16 protein-coding genes are annotated in these 19,132 nt (G+C 61.1%); 11 read left to right on the top strand and 5 right to left on the bottom strand.

Annotated elements, in window-relative coordinates; translation table 11 throughout:
- Nucleotides 1-108: 108 nt before the first annotated feature.
- Nucleotides 109-1,563, bottom strand: a complete 1,455-nt coding sequence (gene nagE / locus AACW18_RS05010) for an N-acetylglucosamine-specific PTS transporter subunit IIBC (RefSeq protein WP_042651353.1) — start codon at nt 1,561-1,563, stop codon at nt 109-111.
- 272 nt (nt 1,564-1,835) lie between these two features.
- On the opposite strand from nagE, the gene nagB reads away from it, so the two are divergent.
- From nagB to nagC, 3 genes are read left to right on the top strand one after another with little or no spacing between them, the layout of a single operon-like run.
- On the top strand, nt 1,836-2,636 hold the full coding sequence (gene nagB, locus AACW18_RS05005) for a glucosamine-6-phosphate deaminase (RefSeq protein ID WP_042651352.1): 801 nt from the start codon (nt 1,836-1,838) through the stop codon (nt 2,634-2,636).
- A 9-nt stretch (nt 2,637-2,645) separates the two neighbouring features.
- On the top strand, nt 2,646-3,791 hold the full coding sequence (nagA, locus tag AACW18_RS05000) for an N-acetylglucosamine-6-phosphate deacetylase (RefSeq protein WP_218387987.1): 1,146 nt from the start codon (nt 2,646-2,648) through the stop codon (nt 3,789-3,791).
- 4 nt (nt 3,792-3,795) lie between these two features.
- Entirely contained in the window at nt 3,796-5,010 is a 1,215-nt protein-coding gene (nagC, locus tag AACW18_RS04995) for a DNA-binding transcriptional regulator NagC (RefSeq protein WP_042651350.1), read from the top strand.
- A gap of 302 nt (nt 5,011-5,312) precedes the next feature.
- Here the strand turns inward: nagC and AACW18_RS04990 are convergent, their stop codons facing one another.
- The 3 genes from AACW18_RS04990 to aspS all read right to left on the bottom strand — a co-directional run bounded on the left by AACW18_RS04990 (nt 5,313) and on the right by aspS (nt 9,840).
- Complete coding sequence (locus AACW18_RS04990) at nt 5,313-6,938, bottom strand: phosphoethanolamine transferase (protein ID WP_218290102.1); 1,626 nt, start codon at nt 6,936-6,938, stop codon at nt 5,313-5,315.
- 312 nt (nt 6,939-7,250) lie between these two features.
- Nucleotides 7,251-7,991: a YebC/PmpR family DNA-binding transcriptional regulator gene (locus AACW18_RS04985; RefSeq protein ID WP_042651348.1), complete on the bottom strand. Its 741-nt coding sequence runs from the start codon at nt 7,989-7,991 to the stop codon at nt 7,251-7,253.
- Nucleotides 7,992-8,061: 70 nt separating this feature from the next.
- A complete protein-coding gene (gene aspS / locus AACW18_RS04980) occupies nt 8,062-9,840 on the bottom strand; it encodes an aspartate--tRNA ligase (protein WP_218387986.1) in 1,779 nt (592 codons plus the stop codon).
- Between the two features lie 434 nt (nt 9,841-10,274).
- Between aspS and AACW18_RS04975 the strand changes: the two genes are divergently transcribed.
- The 8 genes from AACW18_RS04975 to AACW18_RS04940 all read left to right on the top strand — a co-directional run bounded on the left by AACW18_RS04975 (nt 10,275) and on the right by AACW18_RS04940 (nt 18,575).
- Nucleotides 10,275-11,123, top strand: a complete 849-nt coding sequence (locus AACW18_RS04975; protein WP_218387985.1) for a DUF72 domain-containing protein — start codon at nt 10,275-10,277, stop codon at nt 11,121-11,123.
- A 556-nt stretch (nt 11,124-11,679) separates the two neighbouring features.
- The gene (gene cmoA, locus AACW18_RS04970) at nt 11,680-12,423 is read left to right on the top strand and encodes a carboxy-S-adenosyl-L-methionine synthase CmoA (RefSeq protein WP_218290096.1); all 744 of its coding nucleotides are present in this window, start codon (nt 11,680-11,682) and stop codon (nt 12,421-12,423) included.
- A gap of 3 nt (nt 12,424-12,426) precedes the next feature.
- On the top strand, nt 12,427-13,404 hold the full coding sequence (gene cmoB, locus AACW18_RS04965) for a tRNA 5-methoxyuridine(34)/uridine 5-oxyacetic acid(34) synthase CmoB (RefSeq protein ID WP_042651344.1): 978 nt from the start codon (nt 12,427-12,429) through the stop codon (nt 13,402-13,404).
- 52 nt (nt 13,405-13,456) lie between these two features.
- On the top strand, nt 13,457-14,245 hold the full coding sequence (locus AACW18_RS04960; protein ID WP_042651343.1) for an ATP-dependent zinc protease family protein: 789 nt from the start codon (nt 13,457-13,459) through the stop codon (nt 14,243-14,245).
- A gap of 3 nt (nt 14,246-14,248) precedes the next feature.
- On the top strand, nt 14,249-15,787 hold the full coding sequence (locus tag AACW18_RS04955; RefSeq protein WP_218387984.1) for an inactive transglutaminase family protein: 1,539 nt from the start codon (nt 14,249-14,251) through the stop codon (nt 15,785-15,787).
- Nucleotides 15,788-15,790: 3 nt separating this feature from the next.
- Nucleotides 15,791-16,756 (top strand): alpha-L-glutamate ligase-like protein, encoded by a 966-nt coding sequence (locus tag AACW18_RS04950; protein WP_042651341.1) that lies wholly within the window; start codon nt 15,791-15,793, stop codon nt 16,754-16,756.
- Nucleotides 16,757-17,092: 336 nt separating this feature from the next.
- Nucleotides 17,093-18,007 carry a hydrogen peroxide-inducible genes activator gene (locus AACW18_RS04945; protein WP_042651340.1) on the top strand — a complete coding sequence of 305 codons (915 nt, stop codon included), beginning with the start codon at nt 17,093-17,095 and terminating at the stop codon, nt 18,005-18,007.
- A 118-nt stretch (nt 18,008-18,125) separates the two neighbouring features.
- Complete coding sequence (locus AACW18_RS04940; RefSeq protein ID WP_218290092.1) at nt 18,126-18,575, top strand: C40 family peptidase; 450 nt, start codon at nt 18,126-18,128, stop codon at nt 18,573-18,575.
- Between the two features lie 59 nt (nt 18,576-18,634).
- Here AACW18_RS04940 and AACW18_RS04935 read toward each other — a convergent pair whose 3' ends face one another.
- A complete protein-coding gene (locus AACW18_RS04935; RefSeq protein WP_218328791.1) occupies nt 18,635-18,928 on the bottom strand; it encodes a hypothetical protein in 294 nt (97 codons plus the stop codon).
- Nucleotides 18,929-19,132: the final 204 nt, after the last annotated feature.

Raw genomic sequence — 19,132 nt, 5'->3', positions numbered from 1 at the left:
ATTTGAAGTAAAGGTTGGATTTTCTTGGCTTTTTTTATATGGGGCCCCTGAGCGGGGCCCTTAGTTATGTCAACAATGGACTTAGACTTGAGGTGAGCTTGCGCTCGATTAACGCAGGGATTTCATCTCACCGGCGATGATTTCGGCCAAGGGGCCCAGAATCACCTGCAGGTTCTGCTCACCGAGCTTGACCACACCGGCCGCGCCCAGGGCTTTCAGCTTGCGCTCATCCACGATGCTGCGATCTTTCAGGGTCAGACGCAGACGGGTGATGCAGGCATCGATGGTCACCAGGTTATCTTGACCACCCAGCACTTCCAGATACTGGCGAGCCAGCTCGGTGCGGTCGGTAATCTGAGCCTGTACCGGCACGGCTTCGTCATCTTCACGACCCGGAGTCTTCAGGTTGAACTTGACGATGACGGCACGGAAGATGGCGTAGTAGAGGCCGAAGAACACTAGGCCCTGCACCAGCAGCATGTACCACTGGGTAGCCAGCGGGTTACGGCTGGAGAGCACCATATCCACCAGGCCGGCACTGAAGCCGAAACCGGCGATCCAATGCATGCTGGAGGCGATGAACACGGACAGACCGGTCAGCAGGGCGTGGATGACGTACAGCACCGGCGCCACGAACATGAAGGAGAACTCGAGCGGCTCGGTCACACCGGTGAAGAAGGCGGCAAAGGCGGCTGCGATCATGATGGATGCAACTTTCTCTTTGTGCTCTTTCTTGGCGGAGTGGTAGATGGCCAGCGCAGCGCCCGGCAGACCGAACATCATGATGGGGAAGAAGCCAGCCTGGTACATACCAGTGGTACCGACCACGGCCTTGCCGGCGTCGATGGAGCTCTGACCGCCCAGGAAGTTCGGGATGTCGTTGATGCCTGCCACGTCAAACCAGAACACGGAGTTCAGGGCGTGGTGCAGACCGACCGGGATCAACAGACGGTTGAAGAAGGCGTAGATACCGGCACCGGTGGAGCCCATGCTGACGATGGATTCACCGAAGTGCACCAGGCCACCATAGATAACCGGCCAGACGGCCATCAGGATGAAGGAGACCACGATCATGACGACGGAGGTCACAATCGGCACCAAACGACGACCGGAGAAGAAGGCCAGCGCCTTGTGCAGCTCGACGCTGCTGAAGCGGTTATACAGCTCGGCGGCGATGACACCACAGAGGATACCGACGAACTGGTTGCTGATCTTGGCAAAGGCAGCCGGAACCTGATCGGCCGGGATACCCTTGATCTGGGCAACGGCGCCCGGGCTCAGCAAGGTGGTGACCACCAGGAAACCGACCAGACCGGCCAGCGCGGCAGAGCCGTCTTTATCCTTGGACATGCCATAGGCAACACCCACGGCGAACAGCACAGGCATGCTGTCGATGATGGCGGCACCCGCCTTGATCAGGAATGCAGCCACCGGGCTGCCACCGCCCCAACCGTTCGGGTCAATCCAATAACCAATCCCCATAAGGATCGCTGCGGCAGGCAATACCGCTACCGGCACCATCAGGGCACGGCCGATCTTTTGTAAATAACCGAGAATGTTCACGGTTCCTCTCCTTAGTTGATGTTTTTCTAGAATTAAGTGCTTATCACGTTCGACGCATAAGCCATCAAGGCTTGATTGGCAGTCTATGGGTTTTATTTCGCTGCGCAAATTAATAAACCAACATTCGTGATCATTATCACTCAACAGAGATAAAGGTAACGGATAGATGTGGCTTAGTTCGCAATCTTTATTTACGCTATAAAACAACTTGAATCCATCTAAAATCCCTTGCCGTCGATAGACCGGCCGCAACCCGTACAGAGGTATCTAAAATGCGCCTGATCCCGTTGAAGTCCGCCAGCCAAGTGGGTCTCTGGTCTGCCCGTTACATCGTTGACCGCATCAATGCGTTCAAGCCGACCAGCGATCGCCCCTTCGTGCTGGGCCTGCCGACCGGCGGCACCCCGCTGACGACCTACAAGCGCCTGATCGAACTGCATCAAGCCGGCGAAGTGAGCTTCGAGCACGTGGTCAGCTTCAACATGGACGAGTACGTGGGTCTGCCGGCCGAGCACCCGGAGAGCTACCACAGCTTCATGTACAACAACTTCTTCAACCACGTGAATATCCGCCCGGAAAACATCAACATCCTCAACGGCAATGCCGAGGATCTGGTGGCCGAGTGCAAGCGTTATGAAGACAAGATCAAGTCCTACGGCAAGATCAACCTGTTCATGGGCGGCGTCGGCAATGACGGCCACATAGCGTTCAACGAACCGGCCTCTTCCCTCTCCTCCCGCACCCGGGTCAAGACCCTGACCGAGGACACCCGCATCGCCAACTCCCGCTTCTTCGGTGGCGACATGGAGCAGGTGCCCAAGCTGGCGCTGACCGTGGGCGTCGGCACCCTGATGGATGCCGAAGAGATCATGATCCTGGTGACCGGTCACGGCAAGGCCCTGGCCCTGCAGGCCGCGGTGGAAGGTTGCGTCAACCACATGTGGACCATCTCCACCCTGCAACTGCACCCCAAGGGCATGATGGTGTGCGACGAGCCCTCCACCATGGAGCTGAAAGTCAAGACGGTCCGTTACTTCCAACAACTGGAAGCCGCCAACATCAACCGTCTGTAAGGAGCCGTCATGTACGCACTGACTAATTGCACCCTCTATACCGGCAGCTGCGTGCTGACCGGCCACGGCGTACTGATCGAGGGCGACAAGATTGTCGCCATTGTGCCCCGGGCAGAGCTGCCCGCGGAGGCAGTTCAGCATGATCTGCACGGCGCCAACCTGAGCGCCGGCTTCATCGACGTCCAGCTCAACGGCTGCGGTGGCGTCATGTTCAACGGCCACATCACCACCGAGACCCTGGCCATCATGCAGGCGGCCAACCTGAAGTCCGGTACCACCAGCTTCCTGCCGACCCTGATCACCAGTCCGGATGCGGATATGAAGCAGGCGGTGGCGGTCACCCGCGACCATATGGCCGCCCACCCCAACGAGGTGCTCGGCGTCCATCTGGAAGGGCCTTACACCAACCTCAAGCGCAAGGGCATCCACCCGGCCGATCAGATCCGCCAGCCGGCCGACGAGATGATCGACTTCTTCTGTGACAACAGCGACGCCATCGCCAAGATCACCCTGGCACCTGAGCGCAACAAGCCGGAGCACATCCGTCGCCTGGTCGAGGCTGGCATCCTGGTCTCCGCCGGCCACACCGCCGCCAGCTACGAGCAGGCCATGGCCGGGTTCGACAACGGCATCCGCTTCGCCACCCACCTCTACAACGCCATGACCCCCACCCTGAACGGGCGCGAACCCGGGGTGGTCGGTGCCATCTATGATCGCAAGGATGTCCATGCCGGCATCATCGTCGATGGTCATCACGTGCACTGGGCCACAGTGCGTCTGGCCCACAAGATCCTCGGCGAGCGGCTGGTGCTGGTCACCGATGCCACCGCGGCGGCGGGTGCACCGGAAGGCTTTGAGAAGTTTGATTTTTGTGGCGCAACCGTCTATTTCCGCGATGGTCAGTGCGTCGATGAGAATGGTACACTCGGCGGTTCTGCCCTCACCATGATCGAAGGGGTGGAAAATCTGGTCAAACAGGTCGGATTACCGCTCGATGAAGCACTGAGAATGGCCACCCTTTACCCCGCACGCGCCATTGGATGGGACTCACGTCTCGGTAGTATCCAGGTCGGAAAAATTGCCAACCTCACCGTCTTTGATCAGGCCTTCACGGTCTGCGGGACCGTGGTTAACGGACACTACACACAACAGTGACACTATGACTGGCGGACAAATAGCAAACGTAGATCTCATCAAGCAGGTTAACAGTGCGGTCGTGTACCGGCTCATTGACCTGCAGGGGCCCATCTCGCGGGTCAAAATTGCCGAGTTGAGTCAGCTGGCCCCGGCCAGCGTGACCAAGATAACCCGGCAACTGATCGAGCATGGGCTGATCAGGGAGACCTCGCCGCAGGCATCGACCGGCGGACGAAGGGCCATCTCCCTGACCACCATCAAGCATCGCTTTCAGTTTGTCTCTGCCAAGCTCGGCCGCGGCTACCTGCAGCTGAGTCTCTACGATCTCGACGGCAAGGAGCTCGATCAGCACATCACCCAGGTGACCGAGATCGAGCAGCAACCCGTGGTCGACATGCTGCTGCGGGAGATTGGCGCCTTCATCGACGCCAACGCCGAGCGCAGTCGCAACCTCATCAGTGTCGCACTCACCATGCCGGGCCTGGTCAATCCGGAATCCGGCATGGTCATCTACACCCCGACCTACCAGATCCGCAACCTGGCGCTGGCCAAGCTGCTCGAGCACCATTTCAACCTGCCCTGTTACGTGGGCAACGATACCCGCTCGCTGGCGCTGGCCGAGCACTTCTTCGGCGAGTCCCGCGACTGCATGGACTCCATCCTGGTGAGCGTGCACCAGGGCACCGGCTCCGGCATCATCACCAAGGGCAAGGTGTTCCTCGGCCAGAATCGCAACGTCGGCGAGATCGGCCATATCCAGGTCGAGCCGCTCGGCAAGCGCTGCCACTGCGGCAACTTCGGTTGCCTGGAGACCATCGCCTCCAACGAAGCCATCGTCGACAAGGTCAAGGAGCTCATCAGCCGTGGCCACCTGAGCGCCCTGCAGGACAAACACATCACCATTCAGGAGGTGTGCAAGGCCGCCGTGGCGGGGGATGAGCTGGCACGCAGCGTGATCGAGAACGTGGGGGAACATCTGGGCCGGGCCATCGCCATCACGGTCAACCTGTTCAACCCGCAGAAGGTGTTGATCGCCGGCGAAATCACCGCCGCGGAAGAGATCCTGATCCCGGCCATCCGTCGCTGCGTCGAGCACCAGTCCCTGCCCAGCTTCCACCGTGGCCTGCCCATCGTGAAGGCGCGCTTCCAGAACCAGCCCACCATAGGCGGCTTCGCCCTGGTCAAGCGCTCCCTGCTGGAAGGGGATCTGCTGCAGATCATCATGGAGCAGAAGTAGTCCTGCTCCCTCCAATAAAAAAACGGCAGCCATCGGCTGCCGTTTTTGTTTTATGAAGCGTGACACCCGAATTAGCCCCCGGGGTTTGAACAGGCTCGGCTCCGGCTGAGAAAACCGGGTCCGCACAGCTAGGTTCCCCAACATATGACTGGGGGCGGCAGATAGTGCTGGAATGAGCCTGATGTGACCGGCCTGACCGGATCACCCGCGGCTTATCGCGGTGCCGCCATGCCCTCCCCCTTCCCCAATAAAAAACGGCAGCCCATCGGCTGCCGTTGCTGTTGATGATTCATCCCGCAGGCTTAGCCCGCGCGGCAGGGCTTGAACAGATCCAACTTGCCGTCATAGATGCTGGTCTGCACGTCCATGATGCCGAGCATGGAGTGGAACAGGTTGTCATGGGAGAAGCGCTTGCTGCTCGCCTCCTGGCGCAGGCAATCCTGGTTCAGTTGGCGGTCGCGTTGCAGCTGGGGGGAGAACCAGGTCAGCAGCGGCACCCGGGTCTGATCATCCGGCGCGAACTTGTAGGGGGTACCGTGCAGGTAGAGCCCCATGGCCCCCAGAGATTCACCGTGATCCGACAGATAGACCAGCCCCACGTTGTATTGGCTCTCCAGCGTCTTGAGCTTGGCGATGAGCTGGGCCAGCACCTTGTCGGTGTAACGGATGGTGTTGTCGTAGGTGTTGACCAGCTCCTCGTTGCTGCAGTTCTCGATGTCGCTGCGCGGGCAGTCCGGCAGGAAGAAGCGATCGGCGGCCGGGTAGCGGCGGTAGTAGGTCGGACCGTGGCTGCCCATCAGGTGGAAGGCCACCAGCTTGTCGCCCTGCTTGCCCTTCATGTCGGCGATCTGCTGATCCAGCCCCTGCAACAGCACCTCGTCATAGCAGGAGTCGCCTTCGCAGTAGGTGGGAAACTGCTTGGGCTCGATCTCGATGGTGGGCACCTTGTCGCACACCCCCTTGCAGCCGCCGTCATTCTCCTTCCACAGCACAGAGACACCGGCGTGTTGCAGCACATCCAGCAGACCGTCCCTGGACTTGGCCAGGGTCTCGTCGTATTCACGGCGCGTCAGGTTGGAGAACATGCAGGGCACGGAAACCGCGGTGGCGGTGCCACAGGAGCGCACATCCTTGAAGGAGACGAGGTTCGGCTCCTGCTCGGTAAAGCTGTTGGTCTCTTTCTTGTAACCGTTGAGGGAGTAGTTCTGGCTGCGCGCCGTCTCCCCCACCACCAGGAACATCAGGGTCGGCTTGTCGCTCTTGGCCACCACCTTGGCATCGGTTCCCATCGGCTGATAAGGGATCGGGGTGGCGAAGACGATGTCCCGGGCGTAGCGATAGAGGCCGCGCACGTAGTTGGCGGGCACTATCTCCTTGACGATGGAGTGGTTGTTACGCCCGACCGAGGCGTAATCCTGGTAATAGAGGGCGGCGACCCCGACCAGGAACAGCAGAGAGAGGGCGATGCCGCCGAGGCGCATGCCCAGCCCCTTGTACCAGGGCGTCGGGTATTCGATCTTGATCCACAGCAGGCAGAGCACCGGCAGCACGGCGGTCAGCAGGAACCAGAGCATGACGGATGCGTTGAGGTAGGAGGTCGCCTCCCCGCTGTTGGTCTCGATGATGTTCTGCACCATGCCGACATCGAAGATCACCCCGTACTTGAGCATGGCGTAGCTGGCGATGGAGCCGGTCATGATCAGCAGTATGAAGAAGGGTTTGAGCAGATACCTGAAGGTAAACGGCAGGAAGACGGCGTTGAGCGCGGCCATCAGCACAAAGGGGATCGAGAGGGCGAAGCCCGCCTTGACATGCTCAAGGGCGGTGAGAATGCGGTAAAAGTGCAGAAAAATGGGCCAGTTGAAGACCAGTGCAAACAGCAGCACCAGCAACAGGTTGACCTTCATCACTCCCAGGGTGAGACGCATAACGATACTCCGACAAGCCAGTAGATCGGGAGGCCCTGCATGGGGGCTCCGTTTTGAACATCCAGATCACCCGTCTCTCTTCCCGAGCAGACAACAGGGTGATGGGCACAGCGGCCCGGATGCAGAAGAGAGTAAGCAGGCAAACTTAAGCGGGAATTAAGGCGGGAGCAGATTGGATAAAATAAACTCAAACGGGGCCATTCAGACGTAAAAAACGGCAGCCCAGGGCTGCCGTTTCGTGCTCTCGTCAGAGGTGACACCGTGGTGATGCTCCTCCCGGGTTTTCTACCCGGCGATAACGCTACCTGACGATCAGAGCAGTTCTGCCACTTCGTCGGAGATGGAGCCGTTGTGGTACACCTCCTGCACGTCGTCCAGATCTTCGAGCATGTCGATCAGACGCATCAGCTTGGGTGCGGTCTCGGCATCCAGCTCGGCCTCGGTGGAGGGGATCATGGTCACTTCGGCGCTCTCGGGCTTGAAGCCAGCCGCTTCCAGGCCATCCAGCACGGTGCCGAAGTCGTTCGGGGTGGTGTACACCTCGATGGAGCCATCCTCCTCGGTCACCACATCATCGGCACCGGCTTCCAGCGCCGCATCCATCAGGGCATCTTCGTCCACGCCGACGAAGGTGATCAGGCCTTTCTTGCTGAACAGGTAGGCCACCGAGCCGTCGGTGCCCAGGTTGCCACCGCACTTGTTGAAGGCGTGACGCACCTCGGCGACGGTGCGGTTACGGTTGTCGGTCAGGCACTCCACCATCACAGCGGAGCCGGCCGGGCCGTAACCTTCATAGATAATGGTCTCGAGCTGTTCGCCATCGCCACCACCGGCGCCACGCTGGATGGCGCGGTTGATGGTGTCACGGGTCATGTTGCCGGTCAGGGCCGCCGCCACCGCCGCGCGCAGACGCGGGTTGTTGGCCGGATCCGCGTCACCGATCCGCGCTGAGGTGGTGATTTCACGGATCAACTTGGTGAAGATCTTGCCACGCTTGGCGTCTTGCGCCGCCTTGCGGTGTTTGATGTTGGCCCATTTGCTGTGACCTGCCATAAAAACTCTCCGTTATAATTTTAAATCAATGGGATACGGGCCGCGCAGCGACCCGGTCTTAAGCATGTTCTCAGGCTTTCGCCTCAACCTCGGCCTTGGCAACGGTGGCGATGGCCAGCTCGGTCAGCTGAGCCTGGTTGGCGAAGCTGGGGGCGTCCGTCATCAGACAGGCGGCGGCCGTGGTTTTCGGGAAGGCGATCACGTCCCGGATGTTGTCGGTACCGGTCAGCAGCATGCTCAGACGATCCAGGCCGAAGGCCAGACCGGCATGGGGCGGGGTCCCGTACTTCAGGGCATCCAGCAGGAAGCCGAACTTGAGACGCTGCTCGTCCGGGGTGATCCCCAGGATGTCGAACACGGTGGACTGCATCTCGCTGTTGTGGATACGGACAGAACCGCCACCCACTTCGTAGCCGTTGATCACCATGTCGTAGGCGTTGGCATAGGCTTCCAGCGGATTGGCTTTCAGCTCGGTCGGACCCAGGTTGCTCGGTGCGGTGAAGGGGTGGTGCATGGCGGCCAGGCCACCCTCGCTGTCTTCCTCGAACATGGGGAAGTCGATGACCCACAGCGGCTTCCAGCAGTTCTCCACCAGACCCAGATCGCGACCCACCTTCAGGCGCAGGGCGCCGATGGCATCGCACACCACCTTCTTGCTGTCGGCGCCGAAGAAGATGATGTCGCCGTCGGCCGCGTCGGTGCGGGCCAGGATCTCGCGCACGATTTCATCGGAGAGGAACTTGGCGACCGGAGACTGAACGCCCTCGAGGCCATTGGCCGCGGCGTTGACCTTCATCCAGGCCAGTCCCTTGGCGCCATAGATGCCGACGAACTTGGTGTACTCGTCGATCTGCTTGCGGGACAGCTCGGCGCCGCCCGGTACCTTCAGGGCCGCCACGCGGCCTTTCGGATCCTTGGCCGGACCGGCAAACACCGCGAACTCTACCTCGGTCAGCAGATCGGCCACGTCGACCAGCTCCATCGGCAGGCGCAGGTCCGGCTTGTCGGAGCCGAAGCGGCGCATGGCCTCGTCGAAGGTCATCACCGGGAAGTCGCCGAGATCCACGGCCAGCACGTGTTGCCACAGCTGGCGGATCATCTCTTCCATCAGCTCGCGCACCTGGGGTGCGGTCATGAAGGAGGTCTCCACGTCGATCTGGGTGAATTCCGGCTGACGGTCGGCCCGCAGGTCTTCATCGCGGAAGCACTTGACGATCTGGTAGTAACGATCGAAGCCGGACATCATCAGCAACTGCTTGAACAGCTGCGGGGACTGCGGCAGGGCGTAGAACTTGCCCTTGTGGACGCGGCTCGGCACCAGATAGTCACGGGCCCCTTCCGGAGTGGCCTTGGTCAGCATGGGGGTCTCGATGTCGAGGAAGCCCTGCTCGTCCATGAAGCGGCGCACGAAGGCGCTGGCCTTGGCACGGGTCTTCAGGTACTTGGCCATCTCGGGGCGACGCAGATCCAGATAGCGGTACTTGAGGCTGATCTCTTCGCTGTTGGTCTGGTTGAAGTCGAGCGGCAAGGGCTCTGAGCGGTTGATGATGGTCAACTCGTGGCCAAACACCTCGATGGCACCGGTGGCCATGTCGCTGTTGCGCTGGGAGTCGGGGCGGCTACGCACCACGCCGGTCACCTGGATGCAGAACTCTCCGCGCAGCTCGGAGGCCAGGGCGAAGGCGTCCGGTTTGTCCGGATCGAAGAATACCTGCACGATCCCTTCCCGGTCGCGCATATCGATAAAGATCAGACCGCCGAGGTCACGACGACGATGGACCCAACCGCACAATGTAATGGTCTGCCCGGCATGGGCCTCATTGACCTGTCCGCAATAGATAGAGCGCATGGACTTCTTCCTTCGAAATTGTAGAGAGACGGTTAACCTTGGGCCGCCGGGCACGACTGGCAAGCACCGTCTGTCTCACAGCTGGCCAGATTCTTGTTCTTACCCGGTTTGAAATCAGTCTCGTACCATCCGGCTCCCCAGAACCGGACCGTTGCCAGCGATGTCGGCGCGACCGGAGGCAACCCCTATGGGGGCCGAAAAGTCGGTGCGAGGGCATCGGCAAGCGTCGTTGTTTGGCAAGTGTATGGTCGCCGCCATCGCCACCATAGGCGCATGACCCCGTGGGTCACAACAAATTGGCAAACAAAAGGGCTGGCATTATAGAGGAAAACCCCCATTTGGGTAAAATGGCCCGCAGCCTCCTTTGCCCTGTTTTTATCATTCAGGATCAAAAATGAGTGCAAAAAGAGCGAAACCAGCACACAGGATCCGTCATGAGCCTCTATTTGGGTCTGCCGCAGTGGTCACACCCGGCCTGGCCCGGTCAGTTACTGGGCATGGGTGCCAAGCCCGCCGACCACCTCGCCCACTATGCCCAAGTCTTCAACACGGTGGAAGGCAATACCACCTTCTACGCCTCGCCGACCCCGGACACGGTGCGCCGCTGGAGCGAGGCGGTACCGGACAGCTTCCGTTTCAGCTTCAAGTTTCCGCAGACCATCAGCCACCAGAGCGATCTGGTCAGCGTCGACAAGCAAGTGAGCGACTTCATCGCCCTGCTCGGCCCGCTGCACGACAAGCTGGGGCTGCTCAAGCTGCAACTGCCCGCCCGCTTCGGCCCCGCCGGCCTGCCGCGCCTTGCCGCCTTCTTCCAGCGCTTGCCGCGAGACTTTCGCTATGCGCTGGAGGTGCGTCATCCCAACTTCTTCGCCAAGGGCGAGGCGGAGCGGGCCCTGAACCGGCTGCTGATGGAGCAGGGCATCAACCGCATCATGCTCGACAGCCGGCCGCTGTTCTCGGTGCCGGCCAGCACCCCGGCGATGATCGACGCCCAGGGCAAGAAGCCCAGGCTGCCGGTGCACCTGCTCGCCACCGCCGATGCCCCTGTGGTGCGCCTCATCGGTTTGCCGGATCCGGCCGCCAACCACCCCTTCCTGCCGCCCTGGCTGCCCCGCTGGCAACAGTGGCTGGCGGAGGGGAAGGATCTCCACCTCTTTATTCATACCGCCGACAATGTCAGAGCCCCCGAACTGGCGCGTCAGATAAGCCAGTTGCTCGGCCACCCAATGGCGCCCTGGCCAGGGGAAAACGATCGCGCGCGACAAGGCTCATTGGACTTTTAAGCCGGGCCAAAAAGAGCGGCTGTGTCTTTAGTAGCCAGCCCTTTTCGCTGTCCTCGGCCGGGCGCAAAAAAAGCCGCTTTTTTGTGGTACGGCCGGGCCGCACGTCAAGACAAACGCCGGTCAATCCACTACACTAGCGCCCCATACGAGGGCCCTGGTATTCGTCCGTTGCAATCCGTTGCAACTTGATAACAGGGCTCAGGATATGGGCCAGGCTGCCAGTCCGTTGTGACTGATGCCCAGACTCAGAATAAGGGCCAGGCTGCTAGTCCGTTGTGACTGATGGCCCGGCTCAGAATAAGAGCCAGGCTGCCAGTCCGTTGTGACTGATGACCCGGCTCAGAATAAGGGCCAGGCTGCCAGTCCGTTGTGACTGATGGCCGACTCAAAATAAGGGCCAGGACGATGGCCCGTTGCGAACGGAACTGGCCCAAGGGATTTCAAGGCCTGCTACCCGTTCGTCAACCGGTGACGACGCCATCTCGATGCCCGTCTACCCAAGATTCAATTGAACAAAAACAGTCGATTTGTACACCGGCTGTCAGGTTGCGCAGACATGCATACCAAAGATCAGATTTTTGCTGCCCCCATCGCCCGCCTGGGGGATTTTTGTTTTGACGAACAGGTCGTTGACGTGTTCCCCGACATGATCCAGCGATCCGTGCCGGGTTACAGCAACATCATCTCCGCCATCGGCATGATGGCCGCCCGTTACGCCCAGCCAGACAGCCGCCTCTATGACCTCGGCTGCTCCCTCGGCGCCGCCACCCTGGCCATGCGTCGCCACGTGGCGCAACCGGGCTGTAGCATCACCGCGGTCGACCTCTCCCACCCCATGATCGAACGCGCTCGCGCCCACCTCTCCGGCTTCAAGTCCGAGGTGCCGGTGGAGCTGGTCGAGGCGGACATCTGCGACATCGAGATCGAGAACGCCTCAGTGGTGGTGCTCAACTTCACCCTGCAGTTCGTCGAGCCCGAGCAGCGGGCCGCCCTCATCAAACGCATCCACGACGGCCTGCGCCCGGGCGGCATCCTGATCCTGAGCGAGAAGTTCCGCTTCGAGGATGCCCAGGTCAACGAGCTGCTCATCGATCTGCATCTGGATTTCAAGCGGGCCAACGGCTACAGCGAACTGGAGATAAGCCAGAAGCGCAACGCCCTGGAGAACGTGATGCGCACCGACACGCTGGAGGTGCATCGGGCTCGCCTGCGCGCGGCCGGTTTCGTCCATCAGGATCTCTGGTTCCAGTGCTTCAACTTCGGATCCATGATTGCCATCAAAGCCAGCGACGCCAACTAAGCCATGATCGACTTTGCCAACTTCTATCAACTGATCGCCAAGAACCGGCTGAGCCATTGGCTGCATAGCCTGCCCGCCCAGCTGCACGCCTGGCAGCACGACAATCTGCACGGGGATCTGCCGCGCTGGAACCGGGCGCTCAACAAGCTGCCCACGGTCGCCCCCGGCCATATCGAACTGCACAGCCGGGTCGAGATCGGCAGCGATGACAGCCTCAGCGAGGGCGAGCGCAAGAAGACCGAGAGCCTGCTGCGCCAGTTCATGCCCTGGCGCAAGGGACCTTTCCATGTCCACGGCATCCACATCGACACCGAGTGGCGCTCCGACTGGAAGTGGGATCGGGTGCTGCCCCACATCAGCCCCCTGGCCGGCCGCTACGTGCTGGACGTGGGCTGCGGCAGCGGCTACCACCTCTGGCGCATGGTCGGGGAAGGGGCCAAGCTCGCGGTAGGCATCGATCCCAGTCCGCTGTTCCTCTGCCAGTTCGAGGCCATTCGCCACTTCGCCGGCAACGATCAACGGGCCCACCTGTTGCCGCTCGGCATTCAGGAACTGCCCGAACTGCGCGCCTTCGACACCGTCTTCTCCATGGGGGTGCTCTATCACCGCAAGTCCCCCATCGAGCACATCGAACAGCTGCGCAACCAGCTCAAAGACGATGGCGAGCTGGTGCTGGAGACGCTGGTGGTGGATGGCGGGGTCAACGAGGTGCTGGTGCCCACCGACCGCTACGGCAAGATGCGCAACGTCTGGTTCATTCCCTCCAGCGCGGCCCTCAAACTCTGGGTCGAGCGCTGCGGATTCACCGATGTGCGGATAGTGGACGAGAATATGACCAGCACCGACGAACAGCGTCGTACCGACTGGATGATTAATGAATCCCTGAGTGATTACCTGGATCCCGCCGATCCGGCACTCACGGTCGAAGGATACCCGGCACCCAAACGTGCCGTGCTGATCGCCAGGAAGGCCAAAGACTAGCCGATGGCAGCTCAGGAAGTTACACTGACCCAATTCCAGGAAGCACAGTTAAATGAATGACATGAAAAGCAAATTAAAAGGAATGACCCTGCTCTCCCTGCTCAGTCTCGGCGGGTGTGTCAGTATGGAGAAAGCACCCCCTGTCCCGACCCTGACGCTGGCCGAGATTCGCAACGAGATCACCCTGAGCGAACAACGCCTGCAAACATCCATGGAACAGCAACAGAAGCAGTATGTGCAGCAACAGCACCTGCTGGTTCAGCTCAACACCGATGTCACCAACATGAAAGAGTCCGTGAAGAAAGTCGACAGCAAGCTGGCTACCCTGCCACCAGAGCCCCCCAAGCCCATGGCCATTCCGACCGAGAAGTGCCAGGCCCCGAGCCAGGGTCACACCGTCGACGGCAAGCTGCTGGTGGGTGAAGCGGAGTGGATCTGGGTCGATGCCGCCAACGACGCCTTCCAGGCGCGGGTCGATACCGGTGCCACCACCTCCTCCATCAGCGCCCAGGAGATCACCATCTTCGAGCGCAACGGCAAGAACTGGGTGCGCTTCTTCCTGAGCCATCAGGAGATGGACGACAAGATCCAGATCGAGGCCCCGCTGGTACGCCATGTGCGCGTGCGTCAGGCCTCCGCTGACGATCTCGACCGCCGTCCGGTGGTGCGCCTCACGGTGCGCATCGGCGACATGACCGAGAAAGCCGAGTTTACCCTCAAGGATCGCAGCGACATGACCTTCCCTGTGCTGCTGGGCCGTGAATTCCTCAAAGACATCGCCGTGGTCGATGTGGCCCGCGAATATATCCAACCAAAACCCAAGCTCAAGGATGTAAAATAATCCATGGTTTCCCGTAAGCCGTTCTATCTGCTGGTCGCCCTGCTGTACATTGTCGGCCTGGGAATGACGTTTTATCACCATGTCGCGCTGGACGTGCCTTTGACGCCAGGCGAGAAACGTCAGATCTGGTCTATCGAAGCCAAGCTGGAATTCGAGGCCACCGGTGAGCCGGTCATCGCCTCTCTCGCCATTCCGGGCACCCAGCCCGGTTTCACCCTGATGAACGAGAACGCCGCCAGCCCCGGCTACGGCCTCTCCTTCGTCGAGAAAAACGGTGATGCCCGCGCCGAGTGGTCCATCCGCACCGCCTCCGGCCGCCAGGAGCTCTACTACCGGGTCGACATGATGGCCGATGCCCATGCCAAACCGGCCGCCAATCCCCAGCCTCCCACCATCGAGAAGCAGATCGAGAGTGAGCCTTACGCCACCGCGATGAAGCAGATCCTGGAGCGGGCGCAGGAGCGTTCCGCCGACGGCTACACCCTGACCCGCGAGATCATCAAGGAGATCGAGAAGCAGGAGCAGAACGCCGAGCTGCTGAAGTCGCACAAGAGCCGTGCCAACCTGATCGCCGAGCTGCTCAACAACGCCAACGTACCGGCCCGGGTGGTACACGCCCTCAGCCTGGAAGATGGCCGTCGTCGCCAGGAGCTGGTGGACTATCTGCAGGTGTTCAACAACCCGACCGACTACAAGCTGTTCAACCCGCAAGATGGCAGCCAGGGCCAGCCGGCCAACCTGCTGCTGTGGGAGTACAACTCGGGCGCCCTGCTGGACGTGACCGGCGGCCACAACTCCCGCGTGACCTTCTCGATGATCGAGCAGGAGCAACCGGTGAACGTGGCGCTGGCGCAGAAGTTCGAGAAGTCCGAGATGATGAACTTCTCCATCCACAGCCTGCCACTGGAAGAGCAGGCCCTGTTCAAGGGGCTGCTGCTGATCCCCATCGGCGTGCTGATGGTGGTGTTCCTGCGGGTCCTGGTGGGGATCAAGACCTCCGGCACCTTCATGCCGGTGCTGATCGCGGTCGCCTTCATCCAGACCTCGCTCATCACAGGTCTGGTGGGCTTCCTGCTGATCGTCGGCACCGGCCTCATCATCCGTTCCTACCTGTCGCGGCTCAACTTGCTGCTGGTGGCCCGAATATCGGCGATCATCATCATGGTGATCTCGATGATCGGCATCTTCTCGGCCTTCGCCTTCAAGCTGGGGCTGACCGACGGCATGAAGATCACCTTCTTCCCGATGATAATCCTCTCCTGGACCATAGAGCGGATGTCCATCCTGTGGGAAGAAGAGGGTCCGAAGGAAGTGGTTCGCCAGGGCGGCGGCTCCCTGCTGGTGGCGGTCATCGCCTACCTGGCCATGGATAACGAGCTGATCCGTCACCTGACCTTCAACTTCCTCGGCCTGCAGCTGGTGCTGATGGCGACCGTGCTGCTGATGGGTAACTACACCGGCTACAAGCTGAGCGAGCTCAAGCGCTTCAAGCCGCTGGTGAACGAGATGAAGTCTGGTCGCACCCCGGGTAAGGACAAGTAACAGATGTGGTTCTGGGAAAAATACACCAGTCCGTGGAGCCTGTCCCAGGCAGGCATCCTCGGCATGAACAAGCGCAACCACTCCTACATCAGCCGTTACAACCCGCGCAGCCTCTATCCGCTGGTGGATGACAAGTTGCAGACCAAACGCATCGCGCTGGACGCGGGCGTGACGGTGCCCGAGCTTATCGGCACCATCCGCGAGCAGCACGATGTGGGCCGGATCACTACCCTGGTCAAGGAGTGGCCGGGCTTCTGCATCAAGCCGGCCCGTGGCTCCGGCGGCAAGGGGATCCTGGTGATCCTGCGCCAGGAAGACGGCCTGTTCTACAAGCCGAACGGCAGCGCCTGCAACGGTCAGGATCTGGAGCGCCATGTCTCCAACATCCTGGCGGGGCTCTACTCGCTGGGTGGCAAGCCCGACGTGGCGCTGGTGGAAGGCCTCATCAACTTCGATGATGTGTTCGACGGCTACTCGTTCGAAGGGGTGCCCGATGCCCGGGTGATCATCTTCAAGGGCTTCCCGGTGATGGCCATGATGCGGCTCTCCACCTCGGCCTCCGATGGCAAGGCGAACCTGCACCAGGGCGCCGTGGGCGTCGGCCTGTGCATCCGCACCGGCCGCGCGCTGCGGGCGGTCCAGTTTGGCAATCCGCTGCGCCACCACCCCGATACCGGCCTCGATCTGTACGATCTCAAGGTGCCCCACTGGGACACCCTGCTGACCCTGGCGGCCTCCTGCTACGAGATGTCGGGGCTTGGCTACATCGGCACCGACATGGTGCTCGACAAGTTCCGCGGCCCCATGCTGCTGGAGCTCAACGCCCGTCCCGGTCTCGCCATCCAGATCGCCAACGGCCGCGGCCTGGTGCCCAACCTCAAGACCATAGAGAAGCTGGGTCAGGTCAAGATGAACGTGGAGCAGCGCGTCAACTTCGCCAAGGATCACTTCGGCATCTTCGATGAGTAGAGCTAGGTAGCCCAGCTGCCCGACTCGCAAAAAACGCGCCCCTGGCGCGTTTTTTTATGGCCGGCGCCCGGGTTCACCCGCGGCCAGTACGTGGCGTTCCGGGAAGGCCGATCGCCATCACATCCCATGGCCGCGCCGCTTCAACGGGGGGCGGGAAGGCGATAAGCTCCGGGGCAGTGGCGCTTAAGGTCGCCATGGGGCCTTGCCTCTTGGCCCTAGCGCTGAGTGACGCAAGCCTCTGCCAGGGGACAGGATGGCGCCTAATGTCGGCGACAAACCGCCCTCCCGATGGTAGATTAATTAAATCAAATAGATAGCAACGATCGGATTCCCCCTATGCAACGTTGGCCCAGCCTGAAACAGCTGCAATATCTGGTCGCTCTCGACGAGCACAAGAACTTCAATCGCGCCGCCAAGGCCTGCCATGTCAGCCAGTCGACCCTGAGCACCGGGATCCAGACCCTGGAGGACATGATGAATCTGCAACTGGTGGAGCGTGACCACAAGAGCTTCATCATGACGCCGGTCGGCATGGAGATAGTCGCCCGGGCGCGCAACCTGCTCTCCGATGCCCGCGATCTGATGGAGCTCGGCCAGCAGCAGGGCGGCGTCATGCACGGCACGGTCCGGCTCGGCTGCATCCCCACCATAGCCCCCTTCCTGCTCAGCAAGCTGCTGCAGGTGTGCGGCAAGGAGTATCCAGATCTGGAGCTGCTGCTGCGGGAAGACACCACCACCAATCTGCTCAAGCAGCTGGAGCAGGGTCAGCTCGACCTGCTCATCCTGGCGTTACCGGTGGAGATTGGCGGCTTTCACAGCAAAACGGTGGGGCTGGATCCCTTCCACATGGTGATGCCATCCAACATGGCGGCGGGCCTGCACATGCCGTTCGATTACAAGGAGCTGCCCAACCAGAGCATCTTCCTGCTGGAGCGGGAGCACTGCCTGACCGAGCACGCGGTGAGCGCCTGCCGGCTGCGGGACAAGAGCAAGATCAACCCGTTCGCCGCCACCAGCCTGCACACCCTGGTGCAGATGGTCGGCGCCGGCCTTGGCACCACCTTCCTGCCGCAGATGGCCATCGACGCCGGCATCCTCGAGAACTCGGATCTGGTGGCCATTCCCCTGCCGGGGGAGAAGCCCTATCGCGAGATCGGCCTGGTGTGGCGCCCCAGCACCACCCGGGTGCAGACCTTCTACAAGATCGCCGAGCTGCTCTCGCCTCTGATCGAGCCCAAGCCGGCGAGCTGAACCGCCGCTGGCCGGTTGCGCATTTTGTGCACCGGCCAGGCCATTTTGTTATCTGCGTTCAGGTTCCAGGCAGAAACACTGGCTATCATGAGTCGCGTGCCCTATCGAAGGAGTCCCGATGTTTCGCACGTTGCTGCTGCCCCTGCTGGTCCTGTTGCTGGCCGCTTGCTCCAGTACGCCCGAGCCAGCCCCCCCTGCCCGCCAGAGCGGGGCCTTCGACGGCTTCTACCAGCAGTGGCGTGGCGTCCCCTATCGCATGGGCGGCACCAATCGCGCCGGCCTCGACTGCTCCGCTTTCACCCAGCTCGCCTACAGCCAGGTGCTGGGCTTCGAGCTGCCCAGAACCACGGAGTCCCAGGCCAATCTGGGCCGACCCGTGGATCGCTACCGCCTGCAATATGGCGATCTGGTGTTCTTCAAGACCGGCTGGCAGCAGTACCACGTCGGCGTCTACACAGGTGCGGGGGAGTTCATTCACGCCTCCACCAGCAAGGGGGTGATCCGCTCCCGGCTCGACAACGTCTACTGGAACAGCCGCTACTGGCAGGCGCGCCGGCTGACCCAATAGCCAAGCGTCCATAACGAAGAAGGCCCTGACGGGCCTTCTTCGTTTTCGCGTTCAACGACTCAATGCTTGCGGTGCCAGCGCGGCGAGACCGCCCGCTCCCCCCAGGGGGTGACGCAGGGCAGTAGGGCGCCCTCGATCACCCTGTCGCTGCCGGCCAGCGCCTCGGCAATCTTCTGATGCAGCACCTGCAGCAGGCGTCCCTCCTGCTCCGCCAGGGAGTGACCCGCGGCGAAGAACTCGCGCTGATGTTGCAGTGCCAGCTTCTGGGCAAACTCATAGGTGTTGAAACAGTCAGGCATACGCTCGATCACATCGTCCAGCCGGGTCAACAGGCTGTGCAGTTCCCTTGTCATGTGCGGCTCTCTCTCTGGATGGATAATAAAAACTATCCCTTATTGGATAGCCAGCCAACCTCGGCCCCCCAGAACTGTGGCGCTGAGCACAGTTCGGGCCGCCTGGCTCCCGCTCCCTCAACGCAACCCCAGCCCCCTGTTTACAAAGCTGTAACCAGGCAGTACATTTGGACCGACTAATCAGTCGGCCAAATCTTGAGCGGA

This window comes from Aeromonas sp. sia0103 (assembly GCF_963895295.1).
GTDB classification, from domain to species: Bacteria; Pseudomonadota; Gammaproteobacteria; order Enterobacterales; family Aeromonadaceae; genus Aeromonas; species Aeromonas encheleia.
Note: the sequence above shows the minus strand (reverse complement) of the source record. Positions and strands in the feature narration are given on the sequence as shown.

What these genes read in the sequence shown, in the direction of transcription:
- AACW18_RS04950 (WP_042651341.1), top strand. Translation starts at nt 15,791, where the DNA reads ATGTGGTTCTGGGAAAAATACACCAGTCCGTGGAGCCTGTCCCAGGCA.
- nagA (WP_218387987.1), top strand. Translation starts at nt 2,646, where the DNA reads ATGTACGCACTGACTAATTGCACCCTCTATACCGGCAGCTGCGTGCTG.
- AACW18_RS04935 (WP_218328791.1), bottom strand. Translation starts at nt 18,928, where the DNA reads ATGACAAGGGAACTGCACAGCCTGTTGACCCGGCTGGACGATGTGATC.
- AACW18_RS04985 (WP_042651348.1), bottom strand. Translation starts at nt 7,991, where the DNA reads ATGGCAGGTCACAGCAAATGGGCCAACATCAAACACCGCAAGGCGGCG.
- AACW18_RS04940 (WP_218290092.1), top strand. Translation starts at nt 18,126, where the DNA reads ATGTTTCGCACGTTGCTGCTGCCCCTGCTGGTCCTGTTGCTGGCCGCT.
- cmoB (WP_042651344.1), top strand. Translation starts at nt 12,427, where the DNA reads ATGATCGACTTTGCCAACTTCTATCAACTGATCGCCAAGAACCGGCTG.
- AACW18_RS04960 (WP_042651343.1), top strand. Translation starts at nt 13,457, where the DNA reads ATGAATGACATGAAAAGCAAATTAAAAGGAATGACCCTGCTCTCCCTG.
- AACW18_RS04990 (WP_218290102.1), bottom strand. Translation starts at nt 6,938, where the DNA reads ATGCGTCTCACCCTGGGAGTGATGAAGGTCAACCTGTTGCTGGTGCTG.
- nagB (WP_042651352.1), top strand. Translation starts at nt 1,836, where the DNA reads ATGCGCCTGATCCCGTTGAAGTCCGCCAGCCAAGTGGGTCTCTGGTCT.
- aspS (WP_218387986.1), bottom strand. Translation starts at nt 9,840, where the DNA reads ATGCGCTCTATCTATTGCGGACAGGTCAATGAGGCCCATGCCGGGCAG.
- AACW18_RS04945 (WP_042651340.1), top strand. Translation starts at nt 17,093, where the DNA reads ATGCAACGTTGGCCCAGCCTGAAACAGCTGCAATATCTGGTCGCTCTC.
- AACW18_RS04975 (WP_218387985.1), top strand. Translation starts at nt 10,275, where the DNA reads ATGAGCCTCTATTTGGGTCTGCCGCAGTGGTCACACCCGGCCTGGCCC.
- nagC (WP_042651350.1), top strand. Translation starts at nt 3,796, where the DNA reads ATGACTGGCGGACAAATAGCAAACGTAGATCTCATCAAGCAGGTTAAC.
- cmoA (WP_218290096.1), top strand. Translation starts at nt 11,680, where the DNA reads ATGCATACCAAAGATCAGATTTTTGCTGCCCCCATCGCCCGCCTGGGG.
- AACW18_RS04955 (WP_218387984.1), top strand. Translation starts at nt 14,249, where the DNA reads ATGGTTTCCCGTAAGCCGTTCTATCTGCTGGTCGCCCTGCTGTACATT.